The following is a 14,480-nucleotide window of genomic DNA, read 5'->3' as shown; positions in this document are numbered from 1 at the left end:
CCTGTCATGAAAAACGGCGCCAACCGCAGGGTTGGCGCCGTTCTTGTCGTTGCTTCAGGCCTTGCCGGAGCGGCCGGGCAGGGGAGGCCGCTTCAGCTTAAACCCGTGGCTGCGTTCAGTTGGCGGTGCAGAAGTGCTCCAGGCCGTCATAGCCGGTGAAGGTGCCGCTGCGCGGCTTGAAGCTGCGGTAGCGGTCCGAGCAGTAGCTGTACCATTCAGGCGTCCACGGCTCCATGGCATAGCTCTCGCGGTAGACCACGCGGCGTTGCACCGGGGCAGGGCGGTAGTAATCCTGGCGGTATTCCTGACGATAGACCCGGCGCGGCTGCGGCTCGTAGTCGTAATAGTCGTCATAGACCGGCTGCGGGCGGTTGCTGCCAGCGATCACCGCGCCGGCGATCAGGCCGAGCGCGCCGGCTGCGACGATCGCGCCGGTGTTGTCGTGGCGGTTGTGGCGGCGCCAGCGCTCGCCGGCCTCGGCCGCCGGCAGGGCGGTCAGCGTGGTGGCGGCAACGGCTGCCGAAAGGACGAGGGTCTTGAATAGGCGGTTCATGTCGGTCTCCTTCGCCGTCCGGCCCGTATCAAGGCCAGAAGTTAGCGTCGGCAACATGTCTAGGGGAGCGAGCCTGAACGCAACCTGAACAGATTTTCAGGCGCAAAGGGTCAAAGAAACGACCGCCGAAAAACGCCAATATGCGTTGCGGCGAATGCAGCAGTTGCAGGGCCGGAGCATGAAACTCCGGCCGCTTCGAAGGCTCTCAGCCGACGGTCAGATTGACGGCCTTGGGACCCTTGCCGCGCTTGTCCGGCTCGGTGTCGAAAGAAACCTTCTGCCCATCCTCAAGACCGGGAAGCCCCGACGCCTGCACGGCCGAGATGTGAACGAAGACATCCTTCGCTCCGTCGTCCGGCGTGATGAAGCCGAAGCCTTTGGCATGATTGAAGAACTTGACGGTGCCGGTCTGCGGCATGGGAAACTCCTCTGATCCCATCAATTCCAGTCTTCGGGCCGGCAAATGCCCGAAGGGGAAATTTGTCGTTCATTTTTGGGTCATCGGCAAGCAAAAGTTTCGCGCCCCGGCGGCGCGCGAAAACAGCACTTAAGCCCGGAGGATGCCGGGCTTAAGTGGCCGTAGGGAAAGCGTTTCCGGCTTAATATTCGCAGTAGCGGATCGGGCCGATCTGGATGCAGGAGGGCGGCCGCGGGCGATGCGGATCGAACCTGGAGTAGACCCGCACGCGGCAATTGGGTCCGACATGGCGGTGGGGCACGTTGCCGTAGCGTGGCAGGAAGTGGCGGCGCACCTCGCGATGGCAATCGCGCACCTGGATTGGCGGGCGGACCCGGATCGGCCGACAGTCGGGCCGGCGGTGGGCATGCCATTCGGTGCGGCCGAACTGGGGAACGAAATGGCGCTGCGGGTCGCCGTGGCAACCGCGGACCTGGATCACCAGCCCGCCTTCGGCCTGCGGCGCATCGCCTGCCGGCATGGCCGCTGCCGGCCCGCCATATCCAAGCCCTGCCGCCAGCAGGATCGCGCCCAGAGACTTCAGCAACTTCATGGTCTGCCTCCTCTGCATGGGAAGCTTTTCTCGCTCCCGACGCGGACTATGCCATGGTTCGCGAAGTGTCGCCAGAGCGTCGCAGGCTGGTGTTGCGCGGCTATCTTGTTGATTTGGCAAGACATAGTGGGGCTTGGCGAGAGATAGTGGCGGAGCCACCCACCAAAGAAGAAGGGCGCGGTGGTAACCCACCGCGCCCCTCTTCAAAGCAAAAAACCTTGCGCGGCTTAGCCGGCGCGGAGGTTCACAGCCTTAGGACCCTTGCCCATACGGTCTGGCTCGACGTCGAAGCTGACCTTCTGGCCGTCGACGAGCGTGCGCAGGCCCGAAGCCTCGATAGCGGAGATGTGGACGAAAACGTCCTTCGCGCCGCCATCCGGCGTGATGAAGCCGAAGCCTTTGGTTGCGTTGAAGAACTTTACGGTACCGGTCTGGGTCATTGGGAGAACTCCTTCACCCGTTCAGTGGTCTGGACATGCCGACCGCCTGGCGTCGGCGGCACGTCGGTGGTTTTGCTTGGCGGTCATGCATTTGCGCATGATTAAACCCCCCGCCGAGTCACGGGGTCGTCAGAGATTCACAGTTATCGGGGAAAGGGTCGTACAAAACGTTCCAGTCTCCGGGTCAGCAAACGCCCGAACTGAGACTGATATTGCATGGAAACGCGTAGGTTGCAAGATGTCGCGGCTAAGCCGGAGGCACTTCGCAGCGTCGCATAAATATACGACATTTCTAAAACCGCCATTGGCCAGATTGCCGCGCCTGAGGGGCGCAGTTGCGCGGTTGCCGATTGCATTCGTTGACAGAATCGCGAGGATCGGGGCAGGGGCTGGAACAATTCCCGCACGGGCGGGAACGAGAGGGAGCTATTTCCATGGTTTTTTCGGCAAAGACCTTTGCGCGAAAAGCAACAGTCGCGTCGTTGCTGTCGCTGATGCTGGCGTCGTGCGTGGTGGTCGAGGACGGCCCCGGACCCGGCCCGCGTCCGCCGCGCCCCGACCCGGGCCCGCAGTTCTGCACGCGCGAGTATGACCCGGTTTGCGCGCGGCGCGGCGGCGATCGCCAGACTTTCGCCAATTCCTGCATGGCCGAGGCTGCCGGCTACCGCATCATCCGTGGCGGCGAGTGCCGTGGCGGCGGCGACGGCGGCTGGAATGGCGGCGGCGGCAATGGTGGCGGCTGGAACGGCGGCGGGGGTGGCAACGAGCAGTTCTGCACCAGGGAATATCGCCCTGTCTGCGGCCGCCGCGGCGGCGCGCTCAGGACCTTCCCGAATGCCTGCGAGGCCGATTCCGCCGGTTACCGCGTCGTCGACGACCAGAGCGGCTGCTGAGCGCATCGAACGGACATCTCCCGGCAGCCAATGCCGGGAGGTTTTTGCCGGGACAGCGTTCCTCAGGACGAGCTTCTCACCTCGCGAATGCTGCAGTCGTCGCCGACATGGCGATGCCTGAGCATGACACCGTTGACGCGGTGGGTGCGTACGTCGCGGTGGCAATCCGCCGATGGGCGCCGCCGTATCTCGCGCTCGCCCTCGACCAGCACCGGCCTGCAGCTGCCGCGCAGATGGTAATGCGGCGCGCGGCGACCGATCTCGGGAATGTAGTCGTCGCGGACGTCGCCATGGCAGCCATTGATCTTGACGACGAGGCCCTCGGACGCCTGCCGGTGCGCCGATAACGGACGAGCGCCCGCCGGCAGGACCGAGGCTGCCAAGACGGCTGCGAGCGAAACGGCCAACATTTTCATGCATCATCTCCACGGACTGGCGAACTGCCGGCCAAAATGCACCGTGCCCCAGCCAGTTCAATGGCCTGTCGTTGCGATTCCGGCATTTCGCCACAGCAGGGTTACCGCTTCCTTGCGCGTCGCGATGGCATGGCCTTTCGTCTGGCAGCCTGCGGTGCCGGCTCACCGGATCGGGCGGCCAGACGGTCGCGGGCCGACTTGTCGGCGCGCTCGGCGAGCATCCATGCCAGCACAAGCCCATCGAGGCCGCCTTCGAGCCGGGTCAGCGCCTCGTCGGACCAGAATTCGGCACAGGGCGGGCCGTTGCCGCCGATCGTCTCCGCCCGGCACAGGCCGCTGCGGCGGCAAAAGACGTCGCCGCACAGGTCGGGGACGCCTGTTTCCGCGGCGATGAGGCGGGCCATCGCCAGCATCTCCGCACGCGGCCAGGGTTTTGGCGCGAACAGGGCTGCGAGTTGCTGAGGCAAGCCGGCAAGGAGATCCTCGATCTCCGCCAGGACATAATCCGGCATTTGCTCTTCGGTGCTGTATTGCATGAGCGGCTCCTTGGGGTTGCAGGGCGGTCGACCGAGTGTATTGCCATGCAGGCGCGTGCTGGCGGCACCGCGCCCTGCAAAGGCCGGATCATGATGGGGGAAGACGGGCGGCCGGTGGTGCGCTCGTCATAGGTGAGATTTGTGCGTCCCACCGACCGCACGTCCGGCATCTGTCCCGAGGTTGGCCGGTCACAGCGCCGCTCCATGTACATTCCATGGACAATCGCCGCGGCTTCTCCGCATTCCCCTGCCGCGCCATGCTCCATTCGCGGAGCACGGCACCGGAAAACGCCGACCTGTCGTCGGGCCCTCGGAGCCTCGGCTACCGTAGCCGAGGCGGGAGGTCGCCGCCGCCCTCCTTCGAACACCCGGTGCGCATCCGGTTCCCTCGAGGGCAGTGCGGGCAAGTATAGGCGCGGTCAGCCAGGCGTGGAGAAAACGGCGCCAAATATTTTTGAAAAGCGAGTGAGATCAAATGTTTGCGGAGATCTTGCGTCTGGATTTATCCACGCTTCGACAGGTCCGTTGATCTCATTGTGAAATCCTGCTTGTTCACGTATTGTTCTTTTTGGATTCGCATTCCTGGCCAGGGGAACCGCCTGATGATCAATGGAAGTTGTTGCTGCGGAGCAGTCAAATTCGAGCTGCTGCGCCAGCCGTCGATGATGGGCACCTGTCATTGCTCAAGGTGCCGCAAGGTTGGTGCGAGCACCATCGTATTTGTCAGGAAAGAAGACCTGAGGTGGGTCGAGGGCCAGGAACATGTCCAGCTGTTCCAGCCGAAAGCGCCCTACAAGTATGAACGATGCTTCTGCAAGATATGCGGCACGTCGTTGGGCGAGATCCTGTCCGACATGGACAGCTTTCCGATCGCGGCCAATGCGCTCGACAGCGATCTGGAGGTCAGGAACAGCCTCCATGAATTCGTTGACGAAAAGCCGTCGTGGTACGAAATCTGCGACGATGCAAAGCAATCAAAGGGGCATCCGGCAACCTCATAGCGGGAGGCCCAGGGCCGCAAGCCCAAACCCGCTTTTGTCCGCTTACCTGAGTTGCACGGCCGTTTGATTGGCCTTCGAGGCCGGGCCGATACCGGCCGTCGTCCCCCATTTTGCGGCCTCAGCTTGCAGCTTCCTCTGACATATCCGCCGCTGCCGCGACGATCATGCGTCTCAGCCATATGTGGCGGGGCGCGTCTTGCTGGCGGGCGTGCCAGGCAAGGCTCATCGTGAAACGCCCGAGATCGAGCGCCGGAGGCAGCGATACGAATCGCCTCATGTCGGCGGCCACGCGCGCCAGGCTCGCGGGCAAGGTCATGACGAGATCGGAGCGAGCGGCGATCTCGACTGCCGCGAAGAAGTTCGGCACGCGCAGCTTGACCCGCCGCGTCCGCCCCATCCGCGCAAGCACCTCGTCAACAGGCGCCGCTCCGATGCCGGTGACGCTCACCACGATATGCTCAAGCGCCAGGAAGCGGTCGAGCGTGAGTTTTCCGGCAAGCGCGGGGTGGTGCGCCCGCATGATCGTGACGAGTTGCTCGTCATAGAGGCGGCGTCGCTGGATGCCGACCGGCGCATCGTCGATCAGCGCCACCATTGCATCGGCGGTGCCGTGCTCCAAAGCTTCGAAGCCGTTGGTTCCGGGCGCGACAATGTCGAGGTCGAGGGACGGCGCCTCGCGGGCGAGGCGAGCGAGCAGATGCGGCGCGAGTACGGCGGCCTGAAGATCTTGCATCAGAAGCCGGATTCGACCTGTAGTCGTCGCGGGATCGAATGCGTTGCCTTCCAGCATTTCGCTTACGCCCGCCAGGATTCGGCGAAGAGCGGGGCGCAGCTCTTCCGCACGGGCGCTAAGGACATAGCCGCCCGGCCCATCGACCAACAACGCGTCCGAAAACAGCGCGCGCAATCGACCTAGCGCGCGGCTTGCAGCCGGCTGGCTCATGCCGAGCCGCTGTGCGGCCCGCGTGACGTTCTTCTCGTCGAGCAACGCCTCTAGCGCTACCAGCAGGTTGAGGTCGAGCCGGCGTAAATCCACTTCGCGCATGCTGGCTATATACACCATGCATTGGACGCATGGAAATCCCGCGCTTACCGTTCCTCCATCGAGCAAACCGGAGTGGCAATCATGTATGTCGTGCTTGGAGCAAATGGACGGGCCGGCGGCGAGGCAGCGCGCGCCCTCATCGAACGCGGCGAGGCCGTGCGTGTCGTTGTGCGCCGCAAGGAACAGGGCGAAAAATGGGCGATGCTCGGCGCTGAGGTGGCTGTTGCGAGCATAGAGGATGCCGACGGCATGGGCGACGCGCTCAAAGGCGCGCAGGCGGCGTTCCTGCTCAATCCGCCGCCGGTGAGCGGCGATCCCTATGCGCGCACGGAAGAACTCGGCGTGGCACTGGCCGATGCGGCACGGCGGGCACGCCTGCCCAAGGCCGTCGTCCTGTCGTCGATCGGGGCGCAGCATGTCTCCGGCACCGGCGTCATCGCCACCCTCAACCGCTTCGAGGCACTGCTTGACGGGGTGGCGCCGGCAACCGCCTTCCTGCGCTCTGGCTATTTCCTGGAGACCTGGGGTGAGGTGGCGGGAACGGTCACGTCGGAAAGCGTGCTGCCGAGCTTTCTCGACCCCGCTCAGAAAATCCCGATGGTGAGCACGATCGATGTCGGGCGGACGGCGGCAACCTTGCTTGGCGAGGAATGGAGCGGCAAGCGGGTGGTGGAGCTCAGCGGACCGGGAGACTGGAGCGCCGGCGACGTGGCGGCGGCCTTCGCGGATGTTCTCGGCCGGCCGGTGGCGCCGGTGCTGGTGCCGGCGGAGCGCCGCGCAGCACTGCTTGCCGACGAAGGGGTTCCGGGCGAGGTGGCTAGCGCGCTTCTCGGCATGTTTGACGGCATAGCCAACGGCCTGTTCGTGCGCGAGCACAGCAACGAGCAGCGGAGTGGCACGACTTCGCTTGAGGCTGCGATCAGGCGCATCGTTGGAGCGGCTGAACCAGCCGGCGTGGCTTGAGAGAGGTGTGGAGGCTGTGCCCGAAGGCGCGACCTCCGCCGATCCGTCGTTGCTGGGTAGACCGGCCGAAGTGCTCCGGCTTGCGCGAACCTAGCTTATTGTGTCAGCGGGGTCTTTGCCGCAGATCAGGTCGATCGCCGCCTTGCTCAGCAGGTCGAGTGCTGCCCGCGGCTCGCCGGCGCGGGCGCGCACGGCCAGGGAATGCATGACGGCCGAGGCGACGGAAGCAAGGCCTGCCGCATCCGCGCCAGCGCCAAGCTCGCCTTGGGCAATCGCCTTGCGCAGGCGCTGCTCCAGAATGGCATTGAACGCACCCAGGCTTTGCTGGAGGACCTGGCGCACCGCCGGGCGATGCACGGCCTCGACGGAGGCGGTGCCAATCAGCAGGCAGCCACGCGCAGCATCATCGGATGCCAGATAGGCATCCGTCGATTTGGCGTAGACCTCGGCCAACTCGGTTCGCAGCGGCCGCGCCGCGCTCAAGATGGTGGTCATCGCAGCGACGCTGGTGTCCCGGTAGCGCTCGAGCGTTGCGATGTAGAGCGCTTCCTTGTCACCGAAGGCGCCCGACAGGCTCGGCCGCGTCATCTCGGTCACCTCGCTCAACGCATCGAGCGAACTTGCTGCAAAACCGCCCGACCAGAAAAGGTCGCCCGCCCGCTGCAAGGTGAGGTCACGGTCGTACTCGATCGGGCGTCCACGTTTGGCATTGTTCATTATATGCGGCCTCGCATAAAAACATTGACAGTCCCGATTATTATATGCGACATCGCATAAAAGTCGAGATGCCAATCGCGGCTCGTCGTACACCAGCAGGAGGGACCAGAATGAAGCTCTATATCCACCAAGCGGCGTGTTCGCTGTCGCCCCATATCGTTGCCCGGGAACTCGGGCTCGACGTCGAAATCATCCATGTCGAGCGGGCCACGCACCGGACCAGCGACGGCCAGGATTTCCTTGCAATCAATCCGAACGGTTATGTCCCCGTGCTGGTGCTCGACGATGGCGAGATCGTCTTCGAAGGCCCGGCGATCGTCCAGTATCTCGCCGATCTCAAGCCGGAAGGCGGGTTGGCGCCGCGGACCGCGCAGGCGCGCCGGAAGATCCAGTCGCTGCTCAATTTCGTGTCGACTGAACTCCACAAGCCGATGGGGCAGATGTTCGCGCCTGCCTACGCGCCGGTGAAGGAGGTGCTGCACAAGCATGTCGCAGCGCGGCTCGACTGGGCGGCATCGCGGCTTGAGGACGGCCATCTCACCGGCGGCACGCTGAGCGTGGCCGACATCTACCTGTTCGTCTGCCTCAACTGGTCGCAATGGCTCGGCATCGACCTGTCGCGCTGGCCGCAACTTGAAGCCTTCATGAAAGGCATCGGCGCGCGGCCGCTCGTGCTTGAGGCACTCAAGGCGGAAGGTCTCTACCCGCGTTCGAACGGCATCTTCTTTGCGCCGCGCCTTGCGGCATGACCCGGCAAATGGAGCCCATCATGACAAGCGGAAGTTTTTCCGACGCCGAGAGCGTCCAGACCGAAACGATCCTTGAGAGATTCAACCAGGTGTTCCTGACCCACGATCCCGCCGCGCTGGACGATCTCGTTGCCGACGATTGCGTCATTGAAAACACCCAGCCGGCGCCCGACGGCTCGCGCCATGAAGGCAAGGCTGCCTGCATCGCGCTGTGGCGCGGGATCGCAACGATGCAAGGAGCGCATTTCGAACCGGAAAGCATCATCGCCCGCGGCGACCGCGGCGAGATCAGGTGGCGGCTGGTGTGGGGCGCCGACCACGCAAGCTCGGTGCGCGGGGTCAATCTGATGCGCGTGCGCGGCGGGCGGATCGTCGAGGCCCAGGGCTACGTCAAGGGCGCGTGAAGCCGGCAAGCTCAGTCGGCCATTCGCCGCAGCGTGCCGAGCCCATTGCCGTCGAGCGCCTCGATTGTCACTGACGTTGCCTTGCCGGCGGGGCCGATCACGAAGCTGACGGCCGAGGGCATGTCGGGCAGTTCGGGTGAGGAAAAGCTCAAGAACAGGTCGCGGTCGAAATGTCTGAGCGGATAGGACTTGGCGCCATCAGGGCCGAGCTTGAGAACGAGGCCGTCTCCGGTGGCTGCGACGGTGGCTTCGCCGACGAAGTCGTTGGCGTAGCGGCCGGCATAGGCCTCGCCTGAAAGGGCTGGCGTGGCCGGCGAGGGCGGCGTGGCATAGGTCGCCTTGGCTGCCGCGACCGCCGGGCCAAACAGGCCGGCATAGATCGAATTCCAGTCCTTGACCCAGTCCTTTGCGACCTTGCCGTCGAAGACGAGGTCGGCGAAGCTGTCCGACAGGCCCTCGGGCACGCCGGTGGGGAAGGCGTTGGCGAGGATGACGATGCCGAGCTGCCGTTTCGGGAACAAGGTGACGAGGCTGCGGGCGCCGACGCTGAAGGCGCCGGCGTGGCCCCAGCTCAGGCCATGGCGGCCGAACTCGACGTTCCAGCCGAGGCCGTAGAACGACTGGCCGCCGCTGACCGGGTTGCTGCCGCGCGCCATCAGCGGGATATGGGTCTGGTCGAGGGCTGTGGCCGCGATGAGCTGCCTGCCGTCATGGCTGCCGTTGGCGAGTTCGAGGCGAAGCCACTGGGCGAGGTCGCGCACCGTCGAACTGACGCCGCCGGCCGGTGCCTGCGCGTCCGGCTGGCGCTCGACCCTGGCCGCCCAGGCGCCGTCGGCCTTGATGTGGAGTGCTGCGCGGTTGGCGTGGCTGACGAAATCGGCATGGCGGGAGCTTGTCGAGGCCATGCCGAGCGGACGATAGAGCTTTTCCTCGGCGACCGCCTCCCAGGGCTTTCCCGTCGGTATGGCTGCGGCTGTCGCGCCTTCGGTCAGGCCGAAATTGCTGTAGGAATAGCCGGCGCGGAAGCTCGATGAGGGCGAGACGAACCGGAGACGGCGCAGGATTTCGGCGCGGTCGTAGCCGATCTCCTCAAGATCGTCGCCGGCGGTGCCGGGAAGCCCGCTGCGATGGGAAAACAGGTCGCGGACGTTGAGCTCGCCGGTCGGATAAGGATCAGCGAGCCGGAAGGCCGGGTCGAGGTCGGATATCTTCGAATCCCACGATACGATGCCGTCGCTGACCAGTGCTGCCACGACAGTCGCCGAAATCGGCTTCGACATCGATGCGATCTGGAACACCGTGTCGGCGTCGACCTTTTCCGGTTTGCCGGCTTCGCGCACGCCGAAACCCTTGAGGAAGACGATTTTGTCGTCGTGCACGACGCCGATGGCGAGCGCCGGCACGCTGCCGTCGGCAACGGCTGCTCCGGCCAGCTGTTCGAGTTTCGCCAGCGCGGCGGTGACCTGCTCGGCTGTCGCGGTCTGGGCGGATGAGGGCATCGGTGCCAGCGCGATGGCGGGCAGGATCCACGCCAGGCAGCGGCGGATGAACGACCTTGCGGACAGCTGCATGCGCCGGCTCCCTCTACAGCGTGGCCTGCATGGGAAGCTACAGCCTGCCGTTGAGGAAGCCAAGCGCGGTACGCGGCTATCTGATCGTGCCGGCCGGGTCGCGGCCGTCGAGAAAACCGAGGTCGCGATTGAGGTGGAGCGACAGCTCGCGCGGATCGAACCTGGCGCGGCGCGTGCCATGGCGGGTGCTCGTTGCGAGCTGGGTCAGCCATGTCTGGAGCGGGCCGAGGGCGGCGGCCAGGGTAACGCGGGTCATGTGCGTGGCTTTCGATGGTCAAATTCTGTTGAGGAGGTATCGCCACATTCCGCCTGTTTTTGCTATGAATCCAACTGAACGTCGGAATGTGTGCATAAGGAAAACTTATGGCGATCAATCAGCTGCCGCCGCTGACCGCGATCCGCGCCTTCGAGGCGGCGGCGCGGCTCGGCAATTTTACCCGGGCAGCGGACGAGCTCGGCACGACGCAAGCGGCGGTGAGCTACCAGATCAAGCTGCTGGAGGAGCGCGCCGGTACGCCGCTGTTTCTGAGGCGGCCCAAGCAGACCGAGCTGACCGAGGCGGGCCGGGCGCTGGCGCCGAAGGTCAGCGCCGCCTTCGAGATGCTGGGCGAAGCCTGGGGCGAAACCCGCGGCGGGGCGCGCGGCGTGCTGGTCGTCTCGACGCTGCCGACATTCGCCGCGAGCTGGCTGGCGCGCCACCTCGGCGCCTTCCAGATGGTACAGCCCGATCTCGCGGTGCGGTTGGAGACGACGACCCGAAACACCGACTTCCGCACCGAGCAGGTCGATGTCGTCATCCGCAGGGATGACGGAAACCTGCCGCCGGGGCTGGCCGGACACCTGATCGTGCCGACCGACTTCGCACCGATGCTGAGCCCGAAGCTCGCGGCGACCATCGGCGGGGTCAAGGAGCCGGCCGACCTGCTCAGGCTGCCGCAGATCGACCCCGGCGACCTGTGGTGGGGCGATTGGTTCGTGGGTGCCGGCCTGCCCGCCGACATGCTGCCGCAGCGCCCGGCGCCGAAGATGGGCTCGCAGGCCTATGAGGCGATCGCCGCCATCGCCGGCCATGGCGTGGCGATGCTGACGCCGGTCTTCTACCGCGACGAGCTCGCCAACGGCACGCTGGTCCAGCCCTTCGAGCATGTCGGCTCCGACGGCTCCGGCTTCTGGCTGGTCTATCCCGAGGAGCGCCGCAACGTGCCCAAGATCAAGGTTTTTCGCGAATGGATCCTGGCCGAGGTCGAACGGACGCTGGGGAGAGGCGGTCGCTGAGCTGCTGTTCGGTCACGGCTGGCCGCTTGCCGTATGGCCAGGCCAGGGGTTAGAGCGGCAGGCTGGATGTCTGAGGAAAGAGCCGCATGGCGCAAAAGGTCATTGGTCTGATCGGTGGGTTGAGCTGGGAAAGCTCGGCCGAATATTACCGCATCATCAACGAGCAGGTGCGGGCGCGGCTGGGCGGCCTGCATTCGGCGCGCATGCTGATGTGGTCGTTCGACTTCGCCGGGATCGAGGCGCTGCAGAGTGCCGACCGCTGGCAGGAGGCGACGCTGGAGATGATCGACGCGGCGCGGCGGCTGGAGCGCGGCGGCGCCGACCTCGTCGTCATCTGCTCCAACACCATGCACCGCATGGCCGATGAGGTGCAGGCGGCGATCGGCATTCCCTTGCTGCACATCGCCGACCCGACCGCCGCGCGCATCCGCGCCGCCGGGCTCGGTCGCGTCGGCCTCCTCGGCACCGCCTTCACCATGGAGCAGGATTTCTACAAGGGCAGGCTCGCCGGGCGCCACGGGCTCGAAGTGCTGGTGCCGGAGGCGGAAGACCGGGCCACCGTGCACCGCATCATCTATGAGGAACTTGTGCAGGGACGCGTCGAGGCTTCGTCGCGCAACGCCTATCGCGAGGTGATCGCGCGGCTTGTCGCGCGCGGCGCGGAAGCTGTGATCCTCGGCTGTACCGAGATCATGCTGCTGGTCGGACCAGAAGACAGCGCGGTGCCGCTGTTCGACACGACCGCGATCCACGCCGAAGCGGCGGTGGAGCGGGCGCTGGCGTGAGCCTGCCCATGGCAGTCTCACGGCCGGGCTTGCCCGCCGGGAGATCGCCCGGCGACGCGTCTGGCGCGGCAATTGACAAAGGTGAGCCGGGCAAGGCAGGATTTCGGGGCTGCGTAGGGCGCATCGGCGAAGGCCGAAAGGGCAATGCCCGCCTACTGTCAGGTACAGTCCAACAGTTGCGCCCATGCCGAACCTCGAAAACCTCAAGAAGCAGGCCAAGCAGTATCTGCGCTGGCATCGCGAAGGCTATTACCCGGTTGCCGCTGAGATCAGGGCGGGTTTGCCGCGATTTCAGCACCTCGACGACATCGAGGTGATGCAGGCTTCGTTCAAGCTCGCCGACGCGCAGGAACTCGTCGCGCGGCAGCAGGGTTTTGCCGGTTGGCAGGCGCTCAAATCAGGAGCCCCAGCAGTGAACAATCCAACCAAACAAGTCAAGCGTCCCGTTCTCAGTTCGACCGCAGCGCAGCTGTTCGTCGCCGATGTCGTGGCATCGTGCACGTTCTTTACCGACAAGCTCGGATTTGCCGTCGACTTCGTCCATGGCGAGCCGCCGTTTTACGGACAGGTCGTCAGGGACAAGGCGCAGCTTGCGCTCAGGCTGGTGTGCCAGCCGGTATTTGCCGGCGATATCCGCGAACGCGAACACCTGCTGTCCGCCTCGATCACCGTCGACAGCGCGGACGAGATCAAGCAGCTGTTTCTCGACTTCCAGGCGGCTGGCGTGCGCTTTCACCAGGCGCTGCGCAAGGAGCCCTGGGGTGCGAGGAATTTCATCGTGCTCGACCCGGATGGAAACCTGATCCTGTTTGCCGGCCCGGCCGACTGAGCCGTTCGGGCGACCAGGGCCCCCGAACTCACGGCAATCTGAACGGCGGATATGCACAAATGCCGCCGCGACATGTATCGTATGGGACCAGCCTCATAGAGTTCTTTGACGCATAGCGTTTGACGGCGTCCGCCCGGACGCCAGAACAGGGAGGAACAGGACATGGCTTCAGTTTCGATACATCCGGCACTCGACGGCGGGGTCAAACCCGGCAGCTCAAGCTTCAGCGGCGGCACGCTTGTCTGCGCCTGCGCCGACCGGCCGGTGAAAGTGGCGATCAAGGGGCAGGTCGCCCACAACCACGCCTGCGGCTGCACCAAGTGCTGGAAGCCGGAAGGCGCCAAGTTCTCGGTGGTGGCGGTCACCGCCCATGAAAACGTGACGGTTGTGGAAAATGGCGACAAGCTTGCCGTCGTCGATCCTTCGGCCCTGATCCAGCGCCATGCCTGCAAGGCCTGTGGCGTGCACATGTACGGTCCGGTCGAGCGCGACCATGCCTTCAAGGGCCTCGACTTCATCCATCCCGAGCGCTTCCAGGAAGCGGGCTGGGCCGAGCCGGGCTTTGCCGCCTTCGTGTCGTCGATCATCGAGGCGGGCGTCGACCCCTCCGAGATGGACGGCGTGCGTGGCCGGCTGAAGGAACTCGGCCTTGAGCCCTACGATTGCCTGTCGCCCGGGCTGATGGACTACATCGCGACCTGGACGGCGAAGAAGTCGGGCGTGCTGAAAGCCTGAGGCATGCCTTGAAGGCATTGGGCTGGCCCGCGGTGGCCGGCCCTAGCTCCTAAAGCCTATGCCCTGCCTGCATCCAGCCATCGCGCCCCGTGCTAGGGTGCGGGTGGGAGAAACGGCGGCAACGCCTGATGCGCCCGCACGCCTCCTCAACTGAGGGAGGTCAGCATGGCATATTATGTTTTCCTGACGAACTTCACCGATCAAGGCGTCAAGTCGGTACGGGAGACGACCAAACGGGCCGATGCGTTCAGGGCAATGGCCGACAGGAGTGGCGCCAAGGTTCACACGCTGTTGTGGACACTCGGCAAGCATGACGTGGTCGCCATTGTCGAGGCGCCCGACGACCTGACGGCGACGGCGCTCAGCCTGTCCATTTCCGCGCTCGGCAATATCAAGACACAGACACTCAAGGCTTTCGATGCCGCGGATATGAACAAGATCCTGGCCAAGATGGGCTGATTTTCTTTCCCGTCGCGGGGCGGAGGCCTTTCGTCTCTTCGGGTTTCTGCCCCGCACGAGATTCCGCTTTTCTTCGAAATGCGAAATCTCTCTATCTTG

At 64.9% G+C, this 14,480-nt stretch carries 20 protein-coding genes; 10 read left to right on the top strand and 10 right to left on the bottom strand.

Annotated features, from left to right (window positions below):
* Nucleotides 1-115: 115 nt before the first annotated feature.
* From J1C56_RS13090 to J1C56_RS13075, 4 genes are all read right to left on the bottom strand, one after another.
* The gene (locus J1C56_RS13090) at nt 116-553 is read right to left on the bottom strand and encodes a BA14K family protein (RefSeq protein ID WP_214389749.1); all 438 of its coding nucleotides are present in this window, start codon (nt 551-553) and stop codon (nt 116-118) included.
* A 205-nt stretch (nt 554-758) separates the two neighbouring features.
* Nucleotides 759-971 (bottom strand): cold-shock protein, encoded by a 213-nt coding sequence (locus J1C56_RS13085; RefSeq protein ID WP_018428999.1) that lies wholly within the window; start codon nt 969-971, stop codon nt 759-761.
* 181 nt (nt 972-1,152) lie between these two features.
* A complete protein-coding gene (locus J1C56_RS13080) occupies nt 1,153-1,563 on the bottom strand; it encodes a hypothetical protein (RefSeq protein ID WP_214389747.1) in 411 nt (136 codons plus the stop codon).
* 227 nt (nt 1,564-1,790) lie between these two features.
* Nucleotides 1,791-2,003, bottom strand: coding sequence for a cold-shock protein (locus J1C56_RS13075; RefSeq protein WP_067959476.1), 213 nt, complete (start codon nt 2,001-2,003; stop codon nt 1,791-1,793).
* 434 nt (nt 2,004-2,437) lie between these two features.
* Between J1C56_RS13075 and J1C56_RS13070 the strand changes: the two genes are divergently transcribed.
* Nucleotides 2,438-2,896 carry a Kazal-type serine protease inhibitor domain-containing protein gene (locus J1C56_RS13070; protein WP_214389746.1) on the top strand — a complete coding sequence of 153 codons (459 nt, stop codon included), beginning with the start codon at nt 2,438-2,440 and terminating at the stop codon, nt 2,894-2,896.
* A gap of 62 nt (nt 2,897-2,958) precedes the next feature.
* On the opposite strand, the gene J1C56_RS13065 is transcribed toward J1C56_RS13070, so the two are convergent.
* Both J1C56_RS13065 and J1C56_RS13060 read right to left on the bottom strand, forming a co-directional pair.
* Entirely contained in the window at nt 2,959-3,312 is a 354-nt protein-coding gene (locus J1C56_RS13065; RefSeq protein WP_214389745.1) for a hypothetical protein, read from the bottom strand.
* Nucleotides 3,313-3,413: 101 nt separating this feature from the next.
* A complete protein-coding gene (locus J1C56_RS13060; RefSeq protein ID WP_214389743.1) occupies nt 3,414-3,848 on the bottom strand; it encodes a hypothetical protein in 435 nt (144 codons plus the stop codon).
* Between the two features lie 602 nt (nt 3,849-4,450).
* Between J1C56_RS13060 and J1C56_RS13055 the strand changes: the two genes are divergently transcribed.
* The gene (locus tag J1C56_RS13055; RefSeq protein WP_246591335.1) at nt 4,451-4,849 is read left to right on the top strand and encodes a GFA family protein; all 399 of its coding nucleotides are present in this window, start codon (nt 4,451-4,453) and stop codon (nt 4,847-4,849) included.
* A 118-nt stretch (nt 4,850-4,967) separates the two neighbouring features.
* On the opposite strand, the gene J1C56_RS13050 is transcribed toward J1C56_RS13055, so the two are convergent.
* Nucleotides 4,968-5,894 (bottom strand): LysR family transcriptional regulator, encoded by a 927-nt coding sequence (locus tag J1C56_RS13050; RefSeq protein ID WP_214390275.1) that lies wholly within the window; start codon nt 5,892-5,894, stop codon nt 4,968-4,970.
* An 81-nt stretch (nt 5,895-5,975) separates the two neighbouring features.
* On the opposite strand from J1C56_RS13050, the gene J1C56_RS13045 reads away from it, so the two are divergent.
* Complete coding sequence (locus tag J1C56_RS13045) at nt 5,976-6,857, top strand: NmrA family NAD(P)-binding protein (protein ID WP_214389740.1); 882 nt, start codon at nt 5,976-5,978, stop codon at nt 6,855-6,857.
* 90 nt (nt 6,858-6,947) lie between these two features.
* On the opposite strand, the gene J1C56_RS13040 is transcribed toward J1C56_RS13045, so the two are convergent.
* A complete protein-coding gene (locus J1C56_RS13040; protein WP_214390273.1) occupies nt 6,948-7,577 on the bottom strand; it encodes a TetR/AcrR family transcriptional regulator in 630 nt (209 codons plus the stop codon).
* A gap of 107 nt (nt 7,578-7,684) precedes the next feature.
* On the opposite strand from J1C56_RS13040, the gene J1C56_RS13035 reads away from it, so the two are divergent.
* Together J1C56_RS13035 and J1C56_RS13030 are read left to right on the top strand one after the other, a co-directional pair.
* On the top strand, nt 7,685-8,323 hold the full coding sequence (locus tag J1C56_RS13035; protein ID WP_214389738.1) for a glutathione S-transferase N-terminal domain-containing protein: 639 nt from the start codon (nt 7,685-7,687) through the stop codon (nt 8,321-8,323).
* 20 nt (nt 8,324-8,343) lie between these two features.
* Nucleotides 8,344-8,727, top strand: coding sequence for a nuclear transport factor 2 family protein (locus J1C56_RS13030; RefSeq protein ID WP_246591332.1), 384 nt, complete (start codon nt 8,344-8,346; stop codon nt 8,725-8,727).
* Nucleotides 8,728-8,738: 11 nt separating this feature from the next.
* Here J1C56_RS13030 and J1C56_RS13025 read toward each other — a convergent pair whose 3' ends face one another.
* A complete protein-coding gene (locus tag J1C56_RS13025) occupies nt 8,739-10,226 on the bottom strand; it encodes a serine hydrolase (protein WP_246591367.1) in 1,488 nt (495 codons plus the stop codon).
* Nucleotides 10,227-10,374: 148 nt separating this feature from the next.
* Nucleotides 10,375-10,554 carry a hypothetical protein gene (locus J1C56_RS13020; protein ID WP_214389732.1) on the bottom strand — a complete coding sequence of 60 codons (180 nt, stop codon included), beginning with the start codon at nt 10,552-10,554 and terminating at the stop codon, nt 10,375-10,377.
* 107 nt (nt 10,555-10,661) lie between these two features.
* Between J1C56_RS13020 and J1C56_RS13015 the strand changes: the two genes are divergently transcribed.
* The 5 genes from J1C56_RS13015 (at nt 10,662) to J1C56_RS12995 (ending at nt 14,381) form a co-directional block, all read left to right on the top strand.
* Complete coding sequence (locus J1C56_RS13015; protein ID WP_214389730.1) at nt 10,662-11,573, top strand: LysR substrate-binding domain-containing protein; 912 nt, start codon at nt 10,662-10,664, stop codon at nt 11,571-11,573.
* An 86-nt stretch (nt 11,574-11,659) separates the two neighbouring features.
* Nucleotides 11,660-12,358, top strand: a complete 699-nt coding sequence (locus J1C56_RS13010) for an aspartate/glutamate racemase family protein (RefSeq protein ID WP_214389728.1) — start codon at nt 11,660-11,662, stop codon at nt 12,356-12,358.
* A 184-nt stretch (nt 12,359-12,542) separates the two neighbouring features.
* A complete protein-coding gene (locus J1C56_RS13005) occupies nt 12,543-13,187 on the top strand; it encodes a VOC family protein (RefSeq protein WP_214389727.1) in 645 nt (214 codons plus the stop codon).
* Nucleotides 13,188-13,349: 162 nt separating this feature from the next.
* Entirely contained in the window at nt 13,350-13,922 is a 573-nt protein-coding gene (gfa, locus tag J1C56_RS13000) for an S-(hydroxymethyl)glutathione synthase (protein WP_214389725.1), read from the top strand.
* 165 nt (nt 13,923-14,087) lie between these two features.
* The gene (locus J1C56_RS12995; RefSeq protein ID WP_214389723.1) at nt 14,088-14,381 is read left to right on the top strand and encodes a GYD domain-containing protein; all 294 of its coding nucleotides are present in this window, start codon (nt 14,088-14,090) and stop codon (nt 14,379-14,381) included.
* Nucleotides 14,382-14,480: the final 99 nt, after the last annotated feature.

This window comes from Aminobacter anthyllidis (assembly GCF_018555685.1).
Classification (GTDB): Bacteria; Pseudomonadota; Alphaproteobacteria; order Rhizobiales; family Rhizobiaceae; genus Aminobacter; species Aminobacter anthyllidis.
This window is presented reverse-complemented; position numbering and strand designations above follow the sequence as displayed.